This is a genomic window from Enterococcus sp., from assembly GCF_022711995.1.
Taxonomy (GTDB): Bacteria; Bacillota; Bacilli; order Lactobacillales; family Enterococcaceae; genus Enterococcus_D.
On the sequence record NZ_JALAHI010000043.1, the window covers coordinates 1 to 21941 of the forward strand.

The window sequence follows — 21941 nt, forward strand, 5'->3', positions numbered from 1 at the left end:
TAACAAAAATAGACCATCTGTTGACACGTCTAGATAAAAACAGCTTGTCCTTTGACAAGTTGTCAATCAGTTCCTAAACAAGGGTACTGATGATTATTTATAGGCATCCTACTTATAATGCTACTTTCAACCTGTAATTATACAATAGAATCTCGTGAAATACTAGGATGACCTGCGTCTCTCATGGTATCTTTTGCATCTTATTGAAGTACAACAGTAAAAAAAGATTCTGATCTAAAAAATAAAAAATGAACGACGAGCAAGAAACACCCAGAAGAAATCATTGCGGGTCACGCATATTTCTAGGCTTCTCGATCATCGTTCAGATAATGAACGTGTAACGAATGACCAAGTGGGAAGTGACTCGACCCACTTGTCCTTTCAAAAAATTATAAGACTTTCCCCAGAAAATCTATCGTCCGCGGATTTTGCGGCGCATCAAATATTTGAGCAGGTGTTCCCTCTTCCATGATAACCCCTTGGTCCATGAAAAGCACGCGGTCGCCAACCTCTTTGGCGAATCCCATTTCGTGGGTCACGATCACCATCGTCATCCCTTCTTGGGCTAAACGCTGCATGACACTTAATACTTCGCCAACCATTTCTGGATCCAGTGCAGAAGTTGGTTCGTCAAACAACATGACTTCCGGCTGCATCGCCAACGCCCGAGCAATAGCGATCCGCTGCATTTGTCCCCCAGATAAACTTTGCGGGTAAGCTTTGGCTTTATCCGGCAGGCCAACGTCAATGAGAAGCTTTTCTGCGATCGTTTGCGCCTCTTGCTTGGCCATCTTTTTCACCTTGATGGGGGATAATGTAATATTATCCAATACAGTCAAATTAGGGAAAAGGTTAAAGTTTTGAAAAACCATGCCTAATTTTTCCCGCATTTGATAGATATCATTCTTTTTGTCAGTAATGTCTGTTCCTTGAAAGAAAATATGACCACTTGTTGGCTCTTCCAGTAGATTCAAGCACCGTAAAAAGGTACTCTTCCCTGACCCGGAAGGCCCGATGACCACGACGACTTCTCCTTTTTTGATTTCGGTATTGATCCCTTTAAGCACTTGATTGCTTCCAAAAGTTTTGTGCAAGTTTTCCACTTTTATCATTGTATCCATTTTTTTCCTCCTATCGCCGGTACCCTTTGCCGAGTTTTTTCTCCCATAGATTCAGCAAACGGGAGGTGGTAAACGTTAAAATAAAGTAAATCACCGCGGCAACATAAAGAGGGGCCAATGGTTGATACGCGCTTGTCACAACGATCTGGGCGCTATTCATTAATTCATAAATGCCAATAGTAGATAACAAAGAAGAATCCTTGATCAAAACAATAAATTCATTGCCTAGAGGCGGTAAAATATTGCGTAGCGCTTGCGGCAAAATCACATACCGCATCGCTTGTGCAGGACGCAATCCTAACGAACCAGCTGCTTCTGACTGCCCATAATCCACCGCATTGATTCCACCACGAACGATTTCCGCCACATAGGCCCCTGAGTTCAATGAAAGGGCGATAATCCCCGGGAATAGCCGTCCAAAGTCGAGATTCAACACGCCAAAGGAAATCGTTGGTAGTGAGAACAAGCCTTGCAATAAACCAAAGGCTATCAGTATTTGGACTAACATCGGGGTCCCCCGCAATACTTCGATATACGTATTCGCGATCCAGCGTAATGGTCTTACCTTTGACAGTTTCATCAAAGCAAAGATGACTCCTAGAACTGTCCCCAGTATCACGGTAATGATAGAGATGACTATCGTGATCAACACGCCTGAGATAAAGTAAGGATAATAAGTCGATAAGAAGGAAAAATCCATAAATTTACTACTCCGATCTATTTTGCCGCTTTTTCATTGGCTAAGTCTGTATTCTTTTGAACGTATTCTTTGATGGTGCCCTTGTCATTGAGTTCTTTCAAAATACGATTCAACTCATCTTTTAATTCTGTACTCCCTTTTGGCAAAGCAATGGCGTAAGAATCATCTGCGGAAGCTTCTAAGGCAATATCAGCCACAACCAAATCATCATTTTGAGCAACGTAAGAATCGGCAACGGCACTTTCAAGAACTAAACCATCGATCGATCCTTGTTTTAATTCATTGATCAAATTAGGAACTTTCGCGATTGATACCAATTGCGAATCAGCAAGTTGGTTTTGAACGACTGCTTCTTGAATCGAACCTTTTTGGGCTCCTACTTTCTTGCCTGAAAAATTCTCGAGAGCAGACAATTGATCCACATTATCCTTTTTGATCACGATTTTTTGTTCCGGCGTAAAATAGTTATCCGTAAAGTCAAATGTCTTTTTCCTTTCATCTGTGGCTGAGATCCCAGAAACGGCAATATCTGCTTTTCCTTGACTCAAAGCAGCCAGAACAGCATTGAACTCTAAATCCATCACATTGACTTTGACACCTAACTCTTTGGCAATGTCATTTACTAAATCAATATCCGCACCGACGATCTGATCTTTCCCATCAATCAATGCATGAAATTCAAAGGGTGCAAAATCTGCAGAAGTTGCTACATTCAGTACGCCAGCGGATTTGATTGCTTCTAACTGATTTTCTGCTTTTTTTGTTGAATCGGTACTTCCTGATCCTCCGTTTCCACAGGCAGTTAATGCCGTCAAAGCAACTACTGATATCAATCCAAATAGAAATTTTTTCATTTGTTTTCTCCCCTTCACAAAAATAAATAATTATGCATAAATATTGCTGTTTATTCTGAATATATACATAATACCACAACATTTTTGAATTTCAAACATTTATCTATTAATGTTTATTATATTAGAGAAAATTCGTAGGGACAAATAAAAAAGCTTGAAATCAATGACTGATTTACAATCAACATTGATATCAAACTTACTGTTAAAATTTCCGAAAACGCTGATAGCGTTCAGCCAGTAACTGGTCGTTATTTTTTTGTGCGAGAGCGGCAATTTTTTTCGTGATTGCTGACCGCATTTCAGCGATCACCGTTTCTTTCGATAGCAGCTTGCCATCAATCGTTTCAGGGATCACTCTTTCAATCACCCCAAGTTCATACAACTCTTGTGCGGTTATTTTCATTAGTCCGGCAGCTTCCTTCGCACGACTGCCGTCTTTCCAGAGAATCGATGCAAAGCCTTCTGGTGATAAAATCGCATAAATGGAATGTTCCATCATCCATACTTCATCAGCCAGCGCTAAAGCTAATGCACCGCCACTGCCGCCTTCCCCAATAATGATTGCCAAGATTGGCACTTTTAAATCGGACATTTCTAGGAGATTCCGGGCAATCGCTTCTCCTTCGCCCCGCTCTTCAGCCCCGACACCACAATAAGCTCCTGCTGTATTGATCAATGTAATCACAGGCCGTTGAAATTTTTCAGCTTGCTTCATTAACCGCAAGGCTTTTCGGTAACCTTCTGGATGAGGCGCACCAAAATTTCGCCGCAGATTTTCGGGAAGATTTCGCCCTTTTTGGATACCAATCACTGTTACAGGTTTTCCGTCTAAAGAGGCGATCCCGCCAACAACAGCTTCATCATCTGCGTAAAGTCGATCGCCATGAAATTCTTGAAAATCACTAAAAACCTCTTCAAAGTAATCAAGTGCCGTCAAACGATCTTTGCCGCGGGCTAACTCAACGATCTCATGTGCCGCTTCAATCATTTGTCATCCACCCCTTTGTCGTATGCAATGTCAGCAATTGGGAAATTCGTTCCCTTAATTGTGTCCGTGGAACGATTTGATCGACAAAACCGTGTTCCAACAAGAACTCTGCTTTTTGGAAGTCTTCTGGCAGTTCTTGGCGAATCGTTTGTTCGATCACTCGTCTCCCTGCAAACCCAATCAACGCCTGAGGTTCAGCAAGGATCACGTCCCCTTCCATGGCAAAGCTTGCCGTAACACCGCCAGTAGTAGGATCTGTCAAGACTGTTAAGTAAAATAAGCCAGCCTCACTATGACGTTTGACAGCTGCAGAAATTTTAGCCATCTGCATCAATGAAAAAATCCCTTCTTGCATCCGGGCTCCACCAGAAGCAGTGAAAAGGACCACGGGCAATTTTTTTTCTACTGCCCGCTCAAATAAGCGAGTGATTTTTTCACCTACGACGGTTCCCATGCTGCCCATAATAAAGTTGGAGTCCATTATCCCTATGGCAACAGGCTGCTGCTGAATTGTCGCTTCTCCTGTTAGCACAGCTTCATGTAGTCCCGTGGTTTCCTGCACGGAAGCGATTTTTTCCAGATAGCCAGGAAAGTCGAGGGGATCGTTTGTTTTTACATCCGTATCCCACTCCTCCAAGCTTTTTTCATCGATGGTTAATGCAATCCTTTCCCAAGCACTAATCCGAAAATTGTAGCCGCAATGAGGACAGACTTTTTCTGCCCCCATTTCTTTTGTATACAATGTCCGTTTACAGCTAGGACATTTCGCCCAAAGATTGTCGGGCACTGTTGGTTCATTGGCAGGTGCCTGGCCGCGATTAGGATTGATGCGAATGTAGTTCTTCTTTTTAAATAAAGCCATCCTCTTCCCTCCTATTGTTCAGGCGTCCAGTTTGGCAAGAATTCTTCTTGTAAAAAGGCCGTATTATAGTCTCCAGCGATCACTTTTGGATGACCGATCAGATCCATCTGGAATTCTGCATTCGTTATGACACCATCCGTCACTAATTCCGCTAAAGCCCGCTGCATCTTCATTAGTGCTTCAAAGCGGTTTTCTCCATGAACGATGACTTTGGCGATCATCGAATCGTAATACGGTGGAATCGTATAGCCAGAATACATCGCACTATCCACACGAACGCCTAAGCCGCCGCCGGGTAAAAATAAATTATGGATTTTTCCAGGTGAAGGCGCAAAATTAAAAGCTGGATTTTCAGCATTGATCCGACACTCAATGGCCGCACCTTGCATATTGACATCTTCTTGTTTGATATCTAGCGGCTCCCCACTCGCAATTTCGATTTGTTTTTTTACGAGATCGATATTCGTCACCATTTCTGTGATCGGATGTTCGACCTGAATTCGAGTATTCATTTCCATGAAATAGAATTCGCCAGCTTCATCCATCAGAAATTCGATGGTACCGGCATTGCGATAGCCAACAGCCTGAGCCGCGCGAACTGCTGCAGCTCCCAGTTCTTGACGTTTAGTTGCCGAAATCACCACGGATGGTGATTCTTCCATGACTTTCTGATTGTTTCGCTGTAAAGAACAATCCCGCTCGCCTAAGTGAATAATATTTCCAAAAGAATCTCCTAACACTTGCACTTCGATGTGTCGTGCGGGATAAACGATTTTTTCGATATACATTTCATCATTTCCAAAAGCGGCTTTTGCTTCTTGCTGTGCAGAAGAAAAATGCTGTGGCAGTTCGTCTTTTGATAAGACTTTACGAATCCCTTTTCCTCCACCACCTGCTGCCGCTTTAAGCATCACCGGATAGCCGATTTCTTCGGCAATGGTCAATGCTTCTTCCACATCAGAAATCGCTCCTTGGCTACCAGGAATCACAGGAACTTTTGCATCGATCATCAACCGGCGAGCATTGATTTTGTTCCCCATTGCATCGATCGTTTCACTCTTAGGCCCAATAAAGACAATATTGCATTCTTCACACATTGAAGCAAAGCGGCTATTTTCTGATAAGAAACCAAATCCAGGATGGATGGCTTCCGCTTTGGTAACAATCGCGGCGCTGAGTATTTGTTGCACATTCAAATAAGAGTCTGCTGCTTTTGCCGGGCCAATACAAATGGCTTCATCGGCAAGCTCTGCATGTAATGCTTCTTTATCTGCTTCTGAATAAACTGCGACCGTTTGGATCCCCAATTCGCGGCAAGCACGGATAATGCGAACGGCGATCTCACCACGGTTAGCTATCAATACTTTAGAAAACATTTTTCACCTATCCAATCATGAAGGTAAGTTCTGCTTCTGCAACTTTTTTGCCATCGACATAAGCAATCCCTTTGCCGATTCCTGCTGCAGATTTTACCTTGAGTATTTCTACTTCTAAGATCAATGTATCTCCTGGTGTAACTTTTTTGCGGAATTTTGCTTTATCAAGCCCGCCAAAATAAGCGGTTTTGCCACGAAAATCCGGTAAAGATAAGAGAGCCACTGCCCCAGCTTGAGCCATTGCTTCAACGATCAACACACCCGGCATAACTGGTTCATGAGGAAAATGACCTTGGAAAAACGGTTCATTGATGGTCACATTTTTCTTTGCTACCACTCGTTTTCCTTCTTCTAACTCTTCAATGCGATCCACTAAGAGCATGGGATAGCGATGAGGAATGATTTCCTTGATTTCTTGAATAGACATAACTGACATAGCTTACCCTTCTTTCACACGGAATAATGGCTGATCGTATTCAACGACTTGCTCATTTTCAACTAAGACCTCGACTAATTCGCCATCCACATCACTGACGATTTCATTCATTACCTTCATTGCTTCGACGATACAAAGGACATCCCCTTTTTTGACAGAATCGCCGACTTGTTTGAACTGACTTTGTTCAGGATTTGGTTTTAAGTAAACCACTCCCACTAAAGGCGAAACGATTTCCGTTCCTGCAATAACCGGTTCTGAACTCACTTCACTGGCTCCAGCGGTTGGTTGCAGGGTTGGTGCGGGTGCAGCAGGAGTGCTTTCAACTTTGACATCTGAAGGTGCAGATGCAACCTGACGTCCACTGAACGTGTTTTTATTAAAATAAAGTTCGATATTTTCTTTTTTGAGCTGCAATTCTGTCAGTGAAGACTGATCGAATTGGGAAAGCAGGTCTTTGATTTCATTTGTTTCCAATTAAGCTTCCTCCCAGCGTTTCATTAGGATGACTGCATTGTGTCCGCCAAAACCTAAGGAATTACTCATTGCATAGGTAATCTCTGCTGGCTGGCTTTCGTTGATAACAATATTTAGATCGATTTCTGGATCTGGTTCACTCACATTGATGGTTGGTGGAATAAACTGATGTTGCAAGGCTAAAAGTGATGCAATGGCTTCAACCCCTCCAGCAGCCCCCAATAAGTGACCCGTCATGGATTTGGTACTGCTGACATACGGTTTGCGATAGTCTTCACCTAAGCCATATTGAATCGATGTCGCTTCAGCACTATCATTGGCAGGTGTGCTTGTTCCGTGAGCATTGATATAGCCCACTTCAGCAGGGGTGATCGCTGCTTCAGACATCGCCAATTTCATGGCTTTGCCAGCACCAGAACCATCAGGGTTTGGTGCAGTCATATGGTAGGCATCACAGTTGGCACCATACCCGACAACTTCCCCAAGAATCTTCGCTCCACGCTTTTGGGCATGTTCAAGTGATTCTAAAATCAAGACACCAGCACCTTCTCCCATGACAAAGCCGCTGCGGTTTTTGTCAAATGGTGTGGATGCTTTGTCAGGATCAGATTCTGTTGTTAATGCCGTTAACGAAGCAAAACCAGCAATACCAATCTCACAAATCGTTGATTCAGAGCCACCAGCAATCATCACATCCGCATATCCGTGCTTGATGTTGCGGAAAGCCTCACCGATTGAATGGGTACCAGATGCACAGGCAGAAACCGTCGTTGTACAAATGCCTTTGGCACCTACCCGCAATGCAATGTTTCCTGCCACCATATTGACGATTGACATGGGCACAAACATTGGAGAGACACGATTTGCCCCTTTCTCACGCATCCGAATCACTTGATCTTGAATTGTTGGCAGACCACCGATACCTGATCCAACCATGACACCAAATCGGTCTGCATCTATTTCTTCAGAATTCAACCCTGCCATTTCCATTGCCTCAAGGGCAGCATAGATCCCATAAATTGAAAAAAGATCCATCCGTTTCGTATCTTTTTTGACAAAATATTTTTCTAAAGGAAATTCTTTGACTTCTGCGGCTACTGAGATACCAGTTCCGCTAGCATCAAATTTCGTGATGGGACCAATCCCATTGGTTCCATTTTGCAAACTATTTAAAAAAGTTTCGGGATCATTCCCGATTGGGGAAGTCACGCCATATCCTGTAATAACTACTCGATTCATAAATATCTCCTTCCTATCCTTGCATAGCCATTCCGCCATCGACGCTGACTACTTGACCAGTAATATAAGAGCTTTTAGCCAAAAAGATTGCTGCACTTGCAACGTCTGCTACCGAACCAAAGCGCTGCAACGGGATATTATTGATCGACTGCTCCTTCACTTTGTCCGAAAGAACCGCCGTCATCTCTGTTTCAATAAATCCTGGAGCGATTGCGTTACAGGTAATGCCTCTGGCTGCTCCTTCACGAGCAACAGATTTGGTAAAGCCAATCACGCCAGCTTTACTTGCTGCATAATTTGCTTGCCCGATATTGCCAGTCAATCCAACCACACTGGTCAAATTAATGATTCGACCTTCACGTAGCTTCATCATTTTTTTGAGGGCTACTTGTGTCATATTAAAGGTGCCGGTCAAATTGATCTTCAGGACACCTTCAAATTCTTCAGGCTTCATACGTAGCAATAATTTGTCATTGGTGATTCCTGCATTGTTGACCAAAATGTGGATTGGGCCAAGCGCTGCTTCAGCTTCTGCAAGCATAGCGACAGCTTGGTCGTAATCGGATATATCGCCGTTGACTGCGATACATTTCACACCAAAATTGGTAATCGTTTCTAAAAGGGTTTGAGGAATCTCTTTGCGTCCATTCAAGACGATGTTAGCACCTTCTTTGGCAAATGCTTCTGCAATGCCAAAACCGATGCCTCTTGAACTCCCCGTAATAAAAACATTTTTATTTGTCAGTTCCATAAATTCCTCCTAATCAAACCGTGAGAGCGTATCGCTAAGTGTTTGCGCATCTTCAACTCTTGAAGTCGCAATGGTTTTATCGATTTTTTTCAAAAATCCAGTCAATACTTTTCCTGGACCGATCTCAATCATCTGCTCAATCCCCATTTGTTTCAACTGTTCGATGCTTTCATAAAACCGGACAGGAGATTTGACTTGCTTCTCTAATAATTCTTTGACTTGCGCTTGTTTCATCGGTTTCGCCGTTGTATTGCTGATCACTGGTACCTGCAGATCTTTGATCTCAATTTTCGCCAACTCTTGAGCAAGTTGTTGAGAAGCGGGTTCTAAAAGTTTCGTATGGAAAGGGCCGCTAACATTTAAGGGAATCATTCGTTTGGCTCCCGCCTCTTGCAATAACTGAACGGCTTGGTCAACCGCGGCGACTTCACCGCCGATGACGATTTGCTGCGGTGTATTGTAATTAGCTGGCGAAACGATCCCTACTTGGCTAGCTTCTTGACAAATCGCCTCAATCGTTTCAGCCTGCGTATTCATCACAGCGACCATTTTACCCACACCTTGAGGTGCAGCATTTGCCATAAACTGGCCCCGTTTCTGCACGAGGGCGACTGCTGTTTGAAAATCTAATGCACCGCTTGCAACTAATGCGGAATATTCACCTAGGCTCAAACCAGCTAAAGCATCTGCTTGCAGCCCTTTTTCTTTTAACAAACGCCAAAAAGCCACACTGACGGTTAAAATGGCTGGCTGCGTATATTCAGTTTGATTCAAACGGTCATTTTCAGTAAAACAAAGTTCAGTCATATCATAGCCAAGGACATCACTGGCTTCCGCAAAAGTCTCTTGAACACTCTGTTCTTGCTGATACAAATCCTGACCCATTCCGACATATTGAGCGCCCTGACCGCTGAATAAAAATGCTGTTTTCATTTTAAACTCCTTTTTTTAACTGAAAGATTTTGGAGAAAATGGCTTCTTTACTCGCAAGGTTTTACGAGGGAAACACACTCTTTCTATTACAAGGAAAGGCTAGGCTGTTTGCCTAGCCTCGTTTTTTATGCTTGTTGTTTTTCAACGTATTTAACTAGATCTTCAACCGTTTTGATGCCATCTTCAGTTTCGATTTTTACGTCAAATTCATCTTCAATCTCGTTAATGATTTGGAAAAGGTCTAAGCTATCTGCTTCAAGATCCTCTTGAATGTTTGTGTTTAATTTGATTTCTTCTTTTTCTTTTCCTAATTCTTCTGCAACGATTTCTTGAATTTTTTCGAATACCATGTGTATATTCCTCCAATGTGTTTTCTTGATTATTGATTGTGAACAGGCTATAAGACTGCCAGCATAGTTCCCCATGCCAATCCGCCGCCAAAACCTGAGAACACCACTTTTTGTCCGCTACCTAACGATAACGTGCCGCGTTTCACTTCTTCATCCAATAAAATCGGAATCGAAGCAGCGGAAGTATTGCCATAATATTGCATATTTTGCAAAAACTTATGTCGCGGGACCTGTAATTTCCGAGCTACTTTATCTAAGATTCGGGAATTGGCCTGATGCAACAAATAATAATCAACGGTTTCTTGTTCCGTGATTGCTTTGATTGACTGAACGACATCACGCGTTGCAAAATCAAAAATTTCCCGACCTACCATTTGCATATACGCGCTGTATTGTGTCGAGAAAGAGCCATAAGGACTCTTGTTTTCAACAAAACCTGAGGTCAGAGAAAGTCCTCTGGTTCCGTCAGACTGCAGTGATTCCTTCAAAAAGTGCTGGCTGCTGGTTGCTTCTAAAAGCACCCCGCCTGCTCCGTCGCCAAACAAGACGGCAGTTGAGCGATCTTCCCAATCCAACACTTTCGACAAGACTTCGCCGCCAATGACCAATCCTTTTTGAGAACCAGTTCGGATCAATTTTTCTGCTAAAGACAATGCATAAACGAATCCGGCGCAGGCAGCGCTGATATCAAAAGCAAAAGCTTTGTTGGCACCGATATTGCCTTGAACTTGACAGGCAACAGCCGGCGTGTTGAAATCCGGTGTGATGGTGGCGACTATAATAAAATCCAGTTCCTCTGGAGCAACGCCGCTTGACGCTAAAAGCTGCTTTGCCACATTGGTACAAAGGTCGGAAGTGTTTTCTCCCGTACTGATTCGCCGTTCTTTGATTCCTGTACGTGAAAAAATCCATTCATCTGATGTGGCCATGATTTCCGATAATTGCTGATTTGTTACGATTTGTTCAGGAACATATCTTGCGGTTGCGGTAATCCTTCCAAACATATTCATCCGTTACACTCACTTATAATCTTGTAAAAAGTCATGCAGATTTTTTAAGGCCTTGATCAAAGCTTGTTCTTCATCCGTTGACATCTGACTGAGGACACCTTTAACCATTTCCCGATGAAAATGTTGATGTACCCGAAAAAGCAATTTGCCTTTTTTGGTCAACGCAAGTTTGACTACGCGTCGATCGTCTTCACTGCGAATGCGTTCTACATATTCTTTTTTAACCAAACGATTGATTGCAATGGTGAGGGTCCCAACAGTAATAGAAAGCTCTTTAGCGACTTCTGAAGTTGTTTTCTTCTTGTACATACCGATTGCTTCGATCGTATGCATTTCTGTGATTGATAGATCTTTAAATTGTGATTTCTTTAATTCTGATTCTTCGATCACGAGAATGTCGTTGAAGACACTGACTAAGTAGTCATTGACCGTTTCTAAATTTGGTTCCATTTCCTTCACCATCCGAATAGTTTGATAATCAAATCATTTGATAGTCAAACTATAAAGTAACTTTTATAGAATTGCAAGCACATTTTTTTATTTTTGCTTTTTTTAAGCACATTTTTATTTTACGTTTCCTTTTCTAACCTTCACAAGTTTTTAAGTTGACATTTCCAGAGGAATCAAGTAGCAAATAAATTATTTTGATTATCAAAGGTTTCTTTTCATCTTTCCTCGAAAAAAGTAAGCTATAGCGGCACTACTTGTCCTATTCTCTAAATTTTGGTATCGTTGCAGTGTAGAAAAGAGGGATTACCATGAATACTCGGATCAACTACTTAAAACAAAAAGCCAATCGACTGCCCCAAAAACCGGGGATTTATTTGATGAAAGACGCCCAGAGCGACATTCTTTACATAGGAAAAGCGAAACAGTTAAAACAGCGGGTCTCCTCCTATTTTCGTAAAAATAGCCAGCATACCAACAAGGTTCTGCGCTTGGTTCACAATGTCGTTGACTTTGAAACGATTGTTGTTGATACAGAGTTTGATGCCCTTTTATTGGAATGTCAGTTGATCCAGCAGCATCGTCCTATCTACAACCGGCAGATGACCAACTTTCTTAATTATGAATACATCACGATTGAATCAGGGAAAATTATGCGAATAAACACACCAACAGAGGCTGCCCTCGGCCCGTTTCGATTATCTAAGCAGTTACCGGAAATTATCGAAACACTGAGGGAAACTTATCAATTGCCCACGGTTAATCCTTATAAACTTCTTTCCTTAGCCAAACAACTGCCACTCATGAAAACCATGCCGCTAAAAGAAAAAAATCAGGAACTGCAGCTTTTCTTTCTCGGAGAAAGCGAATTAACCTTTCGATACATTGACCAACGATTGAACTATTTTGCTGAACATTTGCTTTTTGAACAGGCGGATCAACTTTTACGGCAAAAAAAATTGCTTCAGTCTTTTTATCGAGAAGTTCGCGGGGTAAATACACTGGTCAATCTCCCCGAAGTCCGTTTCGAGATTCCCATTGACCCTCAAACCATCGGCGAATTGCCGCAAGTAAAAGTATATCAGTTGTCTTTCGGGCGCATCATCCATAGCGAAGTTGTAACTAGCCGGGAGGAATTTATTCCCGCACCATTGACCCAAGCTAGACCACTGCAACCAGCTGATCTTGATCCCCTTCATATTGTTTTGCGTCAGTTAAGACTGGACTTGACCCGATCAGAAGCGCGCCTTTAGCTGTCAAAACAAAAAACCAGCAGTCTGATTCAGACTGCTGGTAATACGTCTATTTATTGAGACGTTTATTGGATCAAATCATAAATTTCCATGGCTACAATATCAATATTATCAAATTGATAAGGCTGACTTGACTCTGCTTCCGTCAACTCAAACGTTTCCGTGGTACTATCGTAGGTCACGGTGCATTTTTCTACGCCTTCTTTTTCGAAACGGCGAACTTGAATCTCATTGTCTTGCGCTTCGACCATCGCTTCCAAACGTTTGATGATAGCGACTAATTGCGAACTTTTCATTCGTAAGCCTCCTTTTTCTGTCCGTTATATTGTATCAAATCATATTCTATCTTGCATTGATTTTTTACAAATTATTTGGTCATTTTAAGATTTTTTTCCATCTTGCCACCAAAGCTTAATCAGCGCCTGCGTTCCGTCGCTCTCAAACCCTGCTTCTGCTAAGCGATCGTACATTTTTTTGGCTAATGCAGTGCTTGGCAAATCCAGCCCCATTTTTGCAGCTTCATCAAGCGCAATTCCTAAATCTTTGATAAAATGCTTCACAAAAAAACCAGGAGAGAAATCTTCTTTCAAAATCCGTGGACTATAGTTTGCTAACGACCAGTTTGCAGCGCTACCGCCTGATAGTGTCTCAATAACTTGTGGAAGCTCCAAGCCTGCTTTATCGGCATAAACCAACATCTCTGTCATTCCAGTCATCGTACCGGCAATCATGATCTGATTGGCCATTTTTGTGTGTTGACCTTTACCAGCTGAACCATGAAGGTGACACGTTTTACCAACAATCTCAAATAGCGGTTCAACTTTTTGATAGGCTTCTGGGTCTCCCCCAGCCATAATCGTCAAAGTACCGTTTTTCGCCCCCAAGTCTCCACCGGAAACTGGTGCATCGATGCTTGCCGCACCACGTTCTTTTGCGGTTTGATAAATTTTTTCTGCTAACTTAGGTGTACTCGTTGTAAAGTCGACTAAATACTTTGAAGTTACATCTGCTTGAAAAATTCCTTGTTCTCCGTAGTAAACTTCTTCAACGTCTGCAGGATAACCAACCATCGTAAAGACGACTTCACTATTAGCAGCAACTGCTTCCGGCGTTTCACACCAGACAGCCCCTTTCGCTACCAATTCGTCTGTTTTGCTCTTCGTACGATTATACACGTTCACTTGGTGTCCACTTGCCAATAAATGACCCACCATCGACTGGCCCATGACACCTGTTCCAATAAATCCTAGCTTCATAGTCATACCTCCAAAAATAAAAAATTCACGTCTTTAGTATACGCTAAAAACGTGAACTTGACTGCAATAATGTTTAATCAATTGTTCGTTTGAATGATTTCAGTTTTACTTTGAATTTCTTTAATGTTTCTTCGGTTTCTTTTTCTAAACGTTCTGTCTCGTAATAAGCCACCATATCATTGTAAAACGATAGCATGGATTCGCCGAAGTGGGCTGCTGAAATTTCGTACATTTTTCGTGATAAGACAGCTTCATCCCTAGGAATTTGTTGTTGATAATAGTGAATAAATGCTGAAGCAAAATCTTGATCGGTATCAAAGGTTACACCAAGGGATGGATCATCGATCAATGTATTTAAATAGTCATTCCCTTCAACGACTAACGGCGTTCCTGCAGCCATAGCTTCTGTATAAGTCAACCCTTGGGTCTCTGAAGTAGATGCACTGACGAAGAAGTCTGCTGCATGATAATAGATGGCTACTTCATCATTCGCCACTTCTCCCACAAAATGAACATGGTCAGACAGATTCATTTCTTGAACTTTTTCTTCTAGTTTTTCCTTGTAGGGTCCTTTACCCACGATCACTAATTTAGCAGTCGGGATTTCAGCCAAGATTCCGGGTAATCCATCAACGATGGCTTGAATATTTTTTTCATAAGAAATACGACTCAAAGATAAGAGCATTGGCTGATCCTCTTCAATCGCCAATTCTTGACGTAAGGCTTGCTTCATTTCAAGAGTGATATCTGGTCGGCGAAATTTCTCTACTTCGATACCAGTAGGAATAATACGCATGGGTGATACGACGCCATAGCCCCGCAGTGTATCAATCACTCGTTCACTGGGACAAACCACCCCGGTAGAATGGTTGGCAAAAAGACGAGAAAAATATTTCACGTGGGTTGGCCGCAAAACTTTCCCTTTAGCAATATAGTGCAGATAATCTTCATACATCGTATGGTAGGTATGGATCACCGGAATCTGTAATTTCCGACCAACCATTTTTCCTAATAATCCCGCACCGAATTCCGTATGGGTGTGAATCAGCTCTAGTTCTAATTCTTTCGCAATCAAATAAGCATACCACATCCCCCGCACTACGATCCGTCGATCTTTGAAAGAAACAAATGGGACACTTGGCATCCGAATAATATCTTCTTCATCCATTTCTGCATTTGGATCGGTAGTCGTAAAGATATAAACCTTATGGCCTTTCTTTTCCAACTCTTCTTTTAATGTTTTGATCGATGTTGCTACACCGCTCACTTGGGGAAAATAGGTGTCTGTAAAAAATCCGATTTTCACAACGGTACCTCCAAACTTGCCGTCAATCAACGGGTTTTTCTTTTAAAACGTTTTGATAAACCAGTTTTAACTCATTTCCGATTTCTTCAATACTCCGCTCAGCAGCTACTTGATAGCCGGCAGCTGTCAAATCAGGCAGTCGCCCTTCTACGATATTGCCGATTTTATCAATAAACTCATCTACCGATCGTCCCATATAGCAGCTTTGATTTTCTTGCAACCAACCATGATACACAGGAATATCCCGCACAAGAACCTGTTGTTTACTGGCAAGCGCTTCTAAAACAACGATCCCTTCTGTTTCTTCATAGGAAGGAAAGAAAAACAGATCCGCGCCAGAATAGGCTCCCTCAATGACCTCTCCTTTGATGTATCCTGGAAAAATGACATTCTCAGGATGATTTTCTTTCACAATATCCCGAACTGCTTTAGGGATCGTGTACATAGGTGTATGACCAAACCAGATAAATGTACATTCCGGCATGCGACGAGCAATTTCAATAAAATCAAAAATGCCTTTTCTTTCAAAAAATAAACCCACGGAGATAATCACTTTTTGATCAGCTGATAGTTGAAAATAATCACGAAACATTTGTTCTTTTTCGGGATCAGGACGATATTTTTCCAAATCAATCCCATTGGAAATGGCAGCAATTGGTTGTTTAATACCATATCCTTCCAATAGCTCTTTGGCATAAGGAGTAGGCGTGATCAATTGATCCGCTCGTGAATATAAATTGACCAAATATTTTTTATATAAAGGCGCTAGCTGATTGGAACCAATAAAGGAATTACGGAAATCCTCTTCCGTCGAATGGGCATGGTAAATCACCTTTTTGCCTTGACTTCTGGCTTTTTTGATTTGATTTATGCTATTGATTCCATAGGTATTAATATGAAGTATATCATAGTCATCCGCCTGTTTGTCTAGTGTATATTCCACTCCGACACTAGTTAGTGCACGTTTTTGATGTGCCAAGGCTCTGCCAATACCAGATTTCTCCAAAAGTTTTTCACTTTCAAAATAGAGAAGTACTTTCAAATAAGATTCCTCCTTCTAAACTGTTACATCTAGTATAACACAGCCGGAGGAGAACACCCTCCAACTCAAGGCCTAGTTTCAGCTATTGATTTCTATCATACGCCAAAAAGCCGGTTTATCAAAGACCCTCAAAAGAATATGACAAAACTGTTCGCTCCAAGAAAAAAAGCAGCAAGCGTATTCGCTTGCTGCTAACTTTGGTCTACTTGACATATTGATTGATCAATTCGACTACTTCTTCCATCGTATCGCAATCTTCCAAAGCACGTTTTGCTAATTCTTGCATGTCAGTTGTTGACAAACGTTTCATTAAGCTACGTGTTTTAAGAACAGAAGTTGCGCTCATAGAGAATTCATCTAAGCCCATACCGACTAGCAGTGGCACAGCAGTTTGATCGCCGGCCATTTCTCCACACATACCAGCCCATTTACCTTCAGCGTGTGCTGAATCGATCACGTTTTTGATCAAACGCAAAATAGATGGGTTGTAAGGTTGGTAAAGGTAAGACACTTGTTCATTCATACGGTCTGCAGCCATTGTGTATTGGATCAAGTCATTGGTACCAATACTGAAGAAGTCAACTTCCTTCGCAAACTTATCAGCTAGAACAGCCGCAGCAGGAATTTCGATCATGATACCTACTTGGATATCTTCAGCGACAGAAACGCCTTCATCGATCAATTTTTGACGTTCTTCTTCGTACATTTTCTTCGCAGCACGGAACTCTTTCAATGTTGCCACCATTGGGAACATGATACGTAAGTTACCATGTGCAGAAGCACGTAACAAGGCACGAAGTTGTGTGCGGAACATACCGTCACCCAACTCAGATAAGCTGATACGTAATGCACGATAGCCCAAGAATGGGTTCATTTCGTGAGGCAATTTCAAGTAAGGAAGTTCTTTGTCACCACCGATGTCCATTGTACGAACAACAACTGGTTTACCAGCCATTCCTTCAAGAACTGCTTTATACGCTTGATATTGGTCATCTTCTGTAGGAAAATCAGGAGAATCCATGTACAAGAATTCTGTCCGGTATAAACCGACAGCTTCTGCACCATTGTTGTGAACACCTTCAAGATCTTTCGGTGTTCCGATATTTGCAGCTAATTCAAAGTGCTTACCGTCAGCTGTGACAGTTTGAGCATCTTTCAATTTTTCCCATTCTGCTTTTTGTTCTGCATAAGCTTTTCCTGCTTCGATAAATTCAGCAGCTTGGTCTTCAGAAGGATTGATGATAACATCTCCTACGATTCCGTTAACAGCTAAAATATCGCCAGCTTTCACTTTCGCGGTGATTTCTTTTGATCCTACGATTGCAGGAATTTCAAGAGATCTCGCCATGATTGCTGAGTGAGAAGTACGTCCCCCGATATCAGTTACAAAAGCTTTTACAAAGTTGCGGTCTAATTGCGCAGTATCACTTGGTGTCAAATCATGAGCAACGACAACAACTTCTTCGTTGATCATTGAAGGATTTGGCAAAGTCACATTTAGCAAATGTGCCAAGATACGTTTTGCAACGTCTTTGATGTCTGATGCACGTTCTTGCATATATGCATTGTCATCCATTGCTTCAAACATACCGATATACATATCTGTTACTTCTTTCAATGCAGCTTCTGCATTGACTTTGTTATCAGTCATGTTTTGTTTGATTTGTCCAATCATTTCTGGATCCGACAAAACCATCAAATGAGCATCAAATACTTGCGCTTCTGCTTCGCCTAAAGTTTGCGCTGCTTTGTCACGGATTTGTTGCAACTCCGCTGTTGACTTTGCTAGTGCTTCGTCTAAACGAGCTTCTTCTGCTGCCGTATCTTCAACATTTACTTTTGAAAAAGATAAATCAGGTTGTACTAACAGGTACGCTTTGGCAACGGCAACACCATCACTAGCAGCAATTCCTTTTAGCATCTCAACCATTATTCAGACAAACCTTCTTTTTTCATTGTTTCTACGATTGCAGCGATTGCATCTGCTTCGTCAGCACCTTCAGCAGTGATTGTAACGTCAGAACCTTGGCCAACACCTAAAGACATAACGCCCATGATAGATTTAAGGTTTACTGATTTACCTTTGTACTCCAAGTTGATATCAGAGTTGAATTTGCTTGCTGTTTGTACTAATAAAGTAGCTGGACGTGCGTGAATACCTGTCTCAGCAACTACGTGAAAATCTTTCTTTTCCATATTGATCAATCTCCTTTATGATACGGTTTTTTTGTGGTGAAGGCTTTTTTTGACTCAGTCAAATGTCAGACTCAAAAAAACGCCCTTTCAACTGTTAAGATTACCATTTTTTTCTCTGATAGACAACCGTTTTCTCTTAAGAAAACGACTGAAATGAACCTATATTTGTTTTTATGGCTGGTATCGATAGATGATCTTCCCGTTCAAGCCAGCCTCGCCGACAAATTTCATGCGGTCTTCCAATTTTAGCCATGCTTCTCGAAACAGCAAAAATTCGGATTGTTCTACTACTAATTCATTGATTTCTCCGGCACGCAGTTGTTCAATTTGTTCAACAAACTGATTTTCATTCATCTCTATCACCTCTTCATCTTCTCTATTATAAACGATTCCTTTTTCAGGGAAAAGTTGTTTCCTACTTCAAAGCTGAAATCCTTGCAGTCTGAAAAAAAAATTGTATAATAGAGTCATGGTCAGTAAAGGTCAATAAAAGTTTTTACTGATACTGACAATAATTCACTGAATCTACTCGTTTCTTTACTATGTGTAAAACACGTAAAAGGTAAAATACAAAACGAGCAAATGATAAGAAAGGTCGTGAACATATGCTTTGTCAAAACTGCGGAAAAAATGAAGCTTCCATTCATCTTTATGCCAATGTCAATGGTCAAAGAAAGCAACTCGACTATTGTCAAAGTTGTTATCAAAAATTAAAAGCACAATCAGGTAATCCAACAAGTATGATGGCTCAAGATCCCTTTGGTTTCGGAAATCTTGATGACCTTTTTCGCCAAATGTCTCGCCAAATGCAACAAGGAAATTCGCCTTACGAACAAACCCCACCAACTCAAGCTGGTGGAAATGGCGTGATTGGCGGCCAACCGCCCCGAGGTCAATCCTCTGGTCTTTTAGGTGAATATGGAATCAATATTACCCAACAAGCTCGCGATGGCGGAATCGATCCAGTGGTTGGACGAGACGCAGAGATTCGGCGAGTTATCGAGATCTTGAATCGACGAACGAAAAATAATCCTGTGTTGATCGGTGAACCCGGTGTCGGTAAAACTGCGGTTGTTGAAGGTTTGGCACAAAAGATCGTCGACGGTGATGTTCCTCAAAAATTAATGGATAAAGAAGTGATTCGTTTAGATGTTGCTTCACTTGTTCAAGGAACAGGTATCCGTGGCCAATTTGAAGAACGAATTCAAAAATTGATTGAAGAAATCAAACAAGCGGAAAATGTTATCTTATTTATTGACGAAGTTCATGAAATCGTCGGTGCTGGCGCTGCCGGAGATGGCAACATGGATGCCGGCAACATCTTGAAGCCAGCACTTGCTCGTGGTGAACTACAAATGGTTGGTGCCACAACGTTTAATGAATACCGTATTATTGAAAAAGATGCGGCTTTGGAACGTCGTTTGCAACCTGTCCGGGTGGATGAACCATCTGTGGAAGAAACCATTAGCATTTTGAAAGGATTACAGCCACGTTATGAAGACTATCATCACGTAAGATATACAGATCAAGCAATCAAAGCTGCGGCTACTCTTTCCAATCGGTACATCCAAGACCGTTTCCTACCAGATAAAGCAATCGATCTTCTGGATGAGACCGGCTCGAAGAAAAATCTAACGATCCAAATCGTTGATCCAAAAACCATCGAGAAAAAACTACAAGAAGCAGAAGAACAAAAACAAGCGGCTTCTCGAGAAGAAGACTTCGAAAAAGCGGCTTACTATCGAGATCAAATCAACAAACTACAAAAAATGAAAGAACGTCAAATCAGTGAGGAAGAAACACCTGTCATCACTGAGAAGGATATGGAACAAATCGTTGAAGAACGGACAGGTATTCCTGTTGGCGAACTCAAAGAAAAAGAACAAACACAGTTGAAAAACTTAGCTCAAGACCTAAAATCACATGTGATTGGACAAGATGAAGCAATCGATAAAGTGGCTAAAGCGATCCGTCGAAACCGTGTGGGCTTAGGAAAACAAAGCCGTCCAATTGGTTCTTTCCTTTTTGTCGGACCAACCGGTGTCGGAAAAACAGAACTTGCTAAACAACTCGCTTATGAAATGTTTGGTTCAGAAGAATCTATGATTCGCTTTGATATGTCGGAATACATGGAAAAACACAGTGTGTCTAAACTGATTGGATCACCTCCTGGTTATGTCGGTTACGAAGAAGCTGGACAATTAACAGAGAAAGTTCGTCGTAATCCTTATAGCTTGATTCTTTTAGATGAAATCGAAAAAGCCCATCCGGATGTATTGCATATGTTCTTGCAAATTTTGGATGATGGACGTTTGACAGATGCTCAAGGACGTACGGTCAGCTTCAAAGACACGTTGATCATCATGACGAGTAATGCAGGAACTGGAAAAGTTGAAGCAAATGTTGGGTTTGGTGCAGCCCGCGAAGGTGTAACACGTTCCGTACTGAATCAGCTAAATAATTACTTCACGCCAGAATTTCTGAACCGTTTTGATGGCATCATCGAATTTAAAGCATTAAGTAAAGAAAATCTATTGTCTATCGTTTCCTTGATGCTAGCAGATGTTAATCAAACATTGGCTCCTCAAAAACTGCAGATCGAGGTTCCAGAAAATGTTCAAGAAAAACTGGTAGAACTTGGCTACAGTGCAACGATGGGTGCTCGACCTTTGCGTCGAACGATCCAAGATCAGATTGAAGATGGCATCGCTGAATTTTATCTTGATCACCCACAAGTACATGACTTACAAGCTACATTAGATTCTGAAGACAAAATTGTCGTTACAGCTAAAACCGCTGAATCAAAAGAAGAATCAAATGAAACAGAACAGCAATCTGATGATGCCTAACTTCAACTTGATAGATAAAAATTTCCACTTATTTGTCTAAATAAAAAGCCAGATGCTTGTATAACCTTAAAAAAACCAAGGTTTTTAAGCTTTCTGGCTTTTCATTTTTAAAAAAACGCCCTATAATATTAATAAATACATCGAATGTGAGGTGAGTATGATGAAATTGATCAATGTGACAAACAGTCATTCTCGATTAGTTATGAATCAACTCGAAAATACTGATGCGGATATGGTAAAAGTGTATACTGCCGGAAACATTACCGTTATCTTTACTTCTGCCCCAAAACACAATGAAATATTGTTAATCAATAAAAAAAGAGCAATTAAACCGACTGAAATTGAAGAAATCAAAAATTACTTCTTAAAAAAACTGCCCCCTGGCTCTTACGAACCTGAAACGATCTCAATTATTGAAATGCCGGACATCGTAGAAATTTCGATCCAAAAATCGCTTTCTTCGCAAACTTAATACTAATGAAATCACTATAGAAA

The 21941-nt window shown here is 41.5% G+C and carries 24 protein-coding genes; 3 read left to right on the forward strand and 21 right to left on the reverse strand.

All coding sequences use genetic code 11. From position 1 onward, the window contains the following. Window positions 1-389: 389 nt before the first annotated feature. From Q0A12_RS04245 to Q0A12_RS04310, 14 genes are all read right to left on the reverse strand, one after another. Complete coding sequence (locus Q0A12_RS04245) at window positions 390-1121, reverse strand: amino acid ABC transporter ATP-binding protein (protein ID WP_291291431.1); 732 nt, start codon at window positions 1119-1121, stop codon at window positions 390-392. 10 nt (window positions 1122-1131) lie between these two features. Further along, a complete protein-coding gene (locus tag Q0A12_RS04250) occupies window positions 1132-1821 on the reverse strand; it encodes an amino acid ABC transporter permease (RefSeq protein ID WP_291291432.1) in 690 nt (229 codons plus the stop codon). A 17-nt stretch (window positions 1822-1838) separates the two neighbouring features. Then, window positions 1839-2675, reverse strand: a complete 837-nt coding sequence (locus Q0A12_RS04255) for a transporter substrate-binding domain-containing protein (protein ID WP_291291433.1) — start codon at window positions 2673-2675, stop codon at window positions 1839-1841. 202 nt (window positions 2676-2877) lie between these two features. After that, the gene (locus Q0A12_RS04260) at window positions 2878-3663 is read right to left on the reverse strand and encodes an acetyl-CoA carboxylase carboxyl transferase subunit alpha (protein ID WP_291291434.1); all 786 of its coding nucleotides are present in this window, start codon (window positions 3661-3663) and stop codon (window positions 2878-2880) included. After that, window positions 3656-4525, reverse strand: coding sequence for an acetyl-CoA carboxylase, carboxyltransferase subunit beta (gene accD / locus Q0A12_RS04265; protein WP_291291435.1), 870 nt, complete (start codon window positions 4523-4525; stop codon window positions 3656-3658). Before accD ends, Q0A12_RS04260 begins: the two co-directional genes overlap by 8 nt. An 11-nt stretch (window positions 4526-4536) precedes the next feature. Continuing rightward, on the reverse strand, window positions 4537-5901 hold the full coding sequence (locus Q0A12_RS04270; protein ID WP_291291436.1) for an acetyl-CoA carboxylase biotin carboxylase subunit: 1365 nt from the start codon (window positions 5899-5901) through the stop codon (window positions 4537-4539). A 7-nt stretch (window positions 5902-5908) separates the two neighbouring features. Next, a complete protein-coding gene (gene fabZ, locus Q0A12_RS04275; RefSeq protein WP_029486743.1) occupies window positions 5909-6328 on the reverse strand; it encodes a 3-hydroxyacyl-ACP dehydratase FabZ in 420 nt (139 codons plus the stop codon). 12 nt (window positions 6329-6340) lie between these two features. Beyond that, window positions 6341-6814, reverse strand: coding sequence for an acetyl-CoA carboxylase biotin carboxyl carrier protein (gene accB, locus Q0A12_RS04280; RefSeq protein ID WP_291291437.1), 474 nt, complete (start codon window positions 6812-6814; stop codon window positions 6341-6343). Beyond that, entirely contained in the window at window positions 6815-8053 is a 1239-nt protein-coding gene (gene fabF, locus Q0A12_RS04285; protein ID WP_291291438.1) for a beta-ketoacyl-ACP synthase II, read from the reverse strand. A gap of 13 nt (window positions 8054-8066) precedes the next feature. Next, on the reverse strand, window positions 8067-8804 hold the full coding sequence (gene fabG / locus Q0A12_RS04290; protein WP_291291439.1) for a 3-oxoacyl-[acyl-carrier-protein] reductase: 738 nt from the start codon (window positions 8802-8804) through the stop codon (window positions 8067-8069). Between the two features lie 9 nt (window positions 8805-8813). Further along, a complete protein-coding gene (fabD, locus tag Q0A12_RS04295; protein ID WP_291291440.1) occupies window positions 8814-9737 on the reverse strand; it encodes an ACP S-malonyltransferase in 924 nt (307 codons plus the stop codon). Window positions 9738-9862: 125 nt separating this feature from the next. Next, window positions 9863-10087 (reverse strand): acyl carrier protein, encoded by a 225-nt coding sequence (locus tag Q0A12_RS04300; protein ID WP_003126345.1) that lies wholly within the window; start codon window positions 10085-10087, stop codon window positions 9863-9865. A gap of 47 nt (window positions 10088-10134) precedes the next feature. Beyond that, window positions 10135-11097 (reverse strand): beta-ketoacyl-ACP synthase III, encoded by a 963-nt coding sequence (locus Q0A12_RS04305; RefSeq protein WP_291291441.1) that lies wholly within the window; start codon window positions 11095-11097, stop codon window positions 10135-10137. A gap of 9 nt (window positions 11098-11106) precedes the next feature. Next, entirely contained in the window at window positions 11107-11547 is a 441-nt protein-coding gene (locus Q0A12_RS04310; RefSeq protein WP_291291442.1) for a MarR family transcriptional regulator, read from the reverse strand. Window positions 11548-11855: 308 nt separating this feature from the next. On the opposite strand from Q0A12_RS04310, the gene Q0A12_RS04315 reads away from it, so the two are divergent. Continuing rightward, window positions 11856-12797 carry a GIY-YIG nuclease family protein gene (locus Q0A12_RS04315; RefSeq protein ID WP_291291443.1) on the forward strand — a complete coding sequence of 314 codons (942 nt, stop codon included), beginning with the start codon at window positions 11856-11858 and terminating at the stop codon, window positions 12795-12797. A 65-nt stretch (window positions 12798-12862) separates the two neighbouring features. On the opposite strand, the gene Q0A12_RS04320 is transcribed toward Q0A12_RS04315, so the two are convergent. The 7 genes from Q0A12_RS04320 to Q0A12_RS04350 all read right to left on the reverse strand — a co-directional run bounded on the left by Q0A12_RS04320 (window position 12863) and on the right by Q0A12_RS04350 (window position 18951). Next, entirely contained in the window at window positions 12863-13093 is a 231-nt protein-coding gene (locus tag Q0A12_RS04320) for a YkuJ family protein (protein ID WP_291291444.1), read from the reverse strand. 84 nt (window positions 13094-13177) lie between these two features. Continuing rightward, entirely contained in the window at window positions 13178-14053 is an 876-nt protein-coding gene (locus tag Q0A12_RS04325; RefSeq protein ID WP_291291445.1) for an NAD(P)-dependent oxidoreductase, read from the reverse strand. Window positions 14054-14126: 73 nt separating this feature from the next. Then, the gene (locus Q0A12_RS04330) at window positions 14127-15359 is read right to left on the reverse strand and encodes a glycosyltransferase family 4 protein (protein WP_291291446.1); all 1233 of its coding nucleotides are present in this window, start codon (window positions 15357-15359) and stop codon (window positions 14127-14129) included. A 22-nt stretch (window positions 15360-15381) separates the two neighbouring features. After that, complete coding sequence (locus Q0A12_RS04335) at window positions 15382-16401, reverse strand: glycosyltransferase family 4 protein (RefSeq protein ID WP_291291447.1); 1020 nt, start codon at window positions 16399-16401, stop codon at window positions 15382-15384. A gap of 202 nt (window positions 16402-16603) precedes the next feature. Further along, the gene (gene ptsP, locus Q0A12_RS04340) at window positions 16604-18331 is read right to left on the reverse strand and encodes a phosphoenolpyruvate--protein phosphotransferase (RefSeq protein ID WP_291291448.1); all 1728 of its coding nucleotides are present in this window, start codon (window positions 18329-18331) and stop codon (window positions 16604-16606) included. Then, window positions 18331-18597, reverse strand: coding sequence for a phosphocarrier protein HPr (locus Q0A12_RS04345; RefSeq protein ID WP_003126335.1), 267 nt, complete (start codon window positions 18595-18597; stop codon window positions 18331-18333). Before Q0A12_RS04345 ends, ptsP begins: the two co-directional genes overlap by 1 nt. 171 nt (window positions 18598-18768) lie before the next feature. Next, a complete protein-coding gene (locus Q0A12_RS04350; protein WP_291291449.1) occupies window positions 18769-18951 on the reverse strand; it encodes a hypothetical protein in 183 nt (60 codons plus the stop codon). 251 nt (window positions 18952-19202) lie between these two features. On the opposite strand from Q0A12_RS04350, the gene Q0A12_RS04355 reads away from it, so the two are divergent. Continuing rightward, window positions 19203-21446, forward strand: coding sequence for an ATP-dependent Clp protease ATP-binding subunit (locus Q0A12_RS04355; protein ID WP_291291450.1), 2244 nt, complete (start codon window positions 19203-19205; stop codon window positions 21444-21446). Between the two features lie 160 nt (window positions 21447-21606). Continuing rightward, entirely contained in the window at window positions 21607-21918 is a 312-nt protein-coding gene (locus tag Q0A12_RS04360) for a DUF1827 family protein (protein ID WP_291291451.1), read from the forward strand. Window positions 21919-21941: the final 23 nt, after the last annotated feature.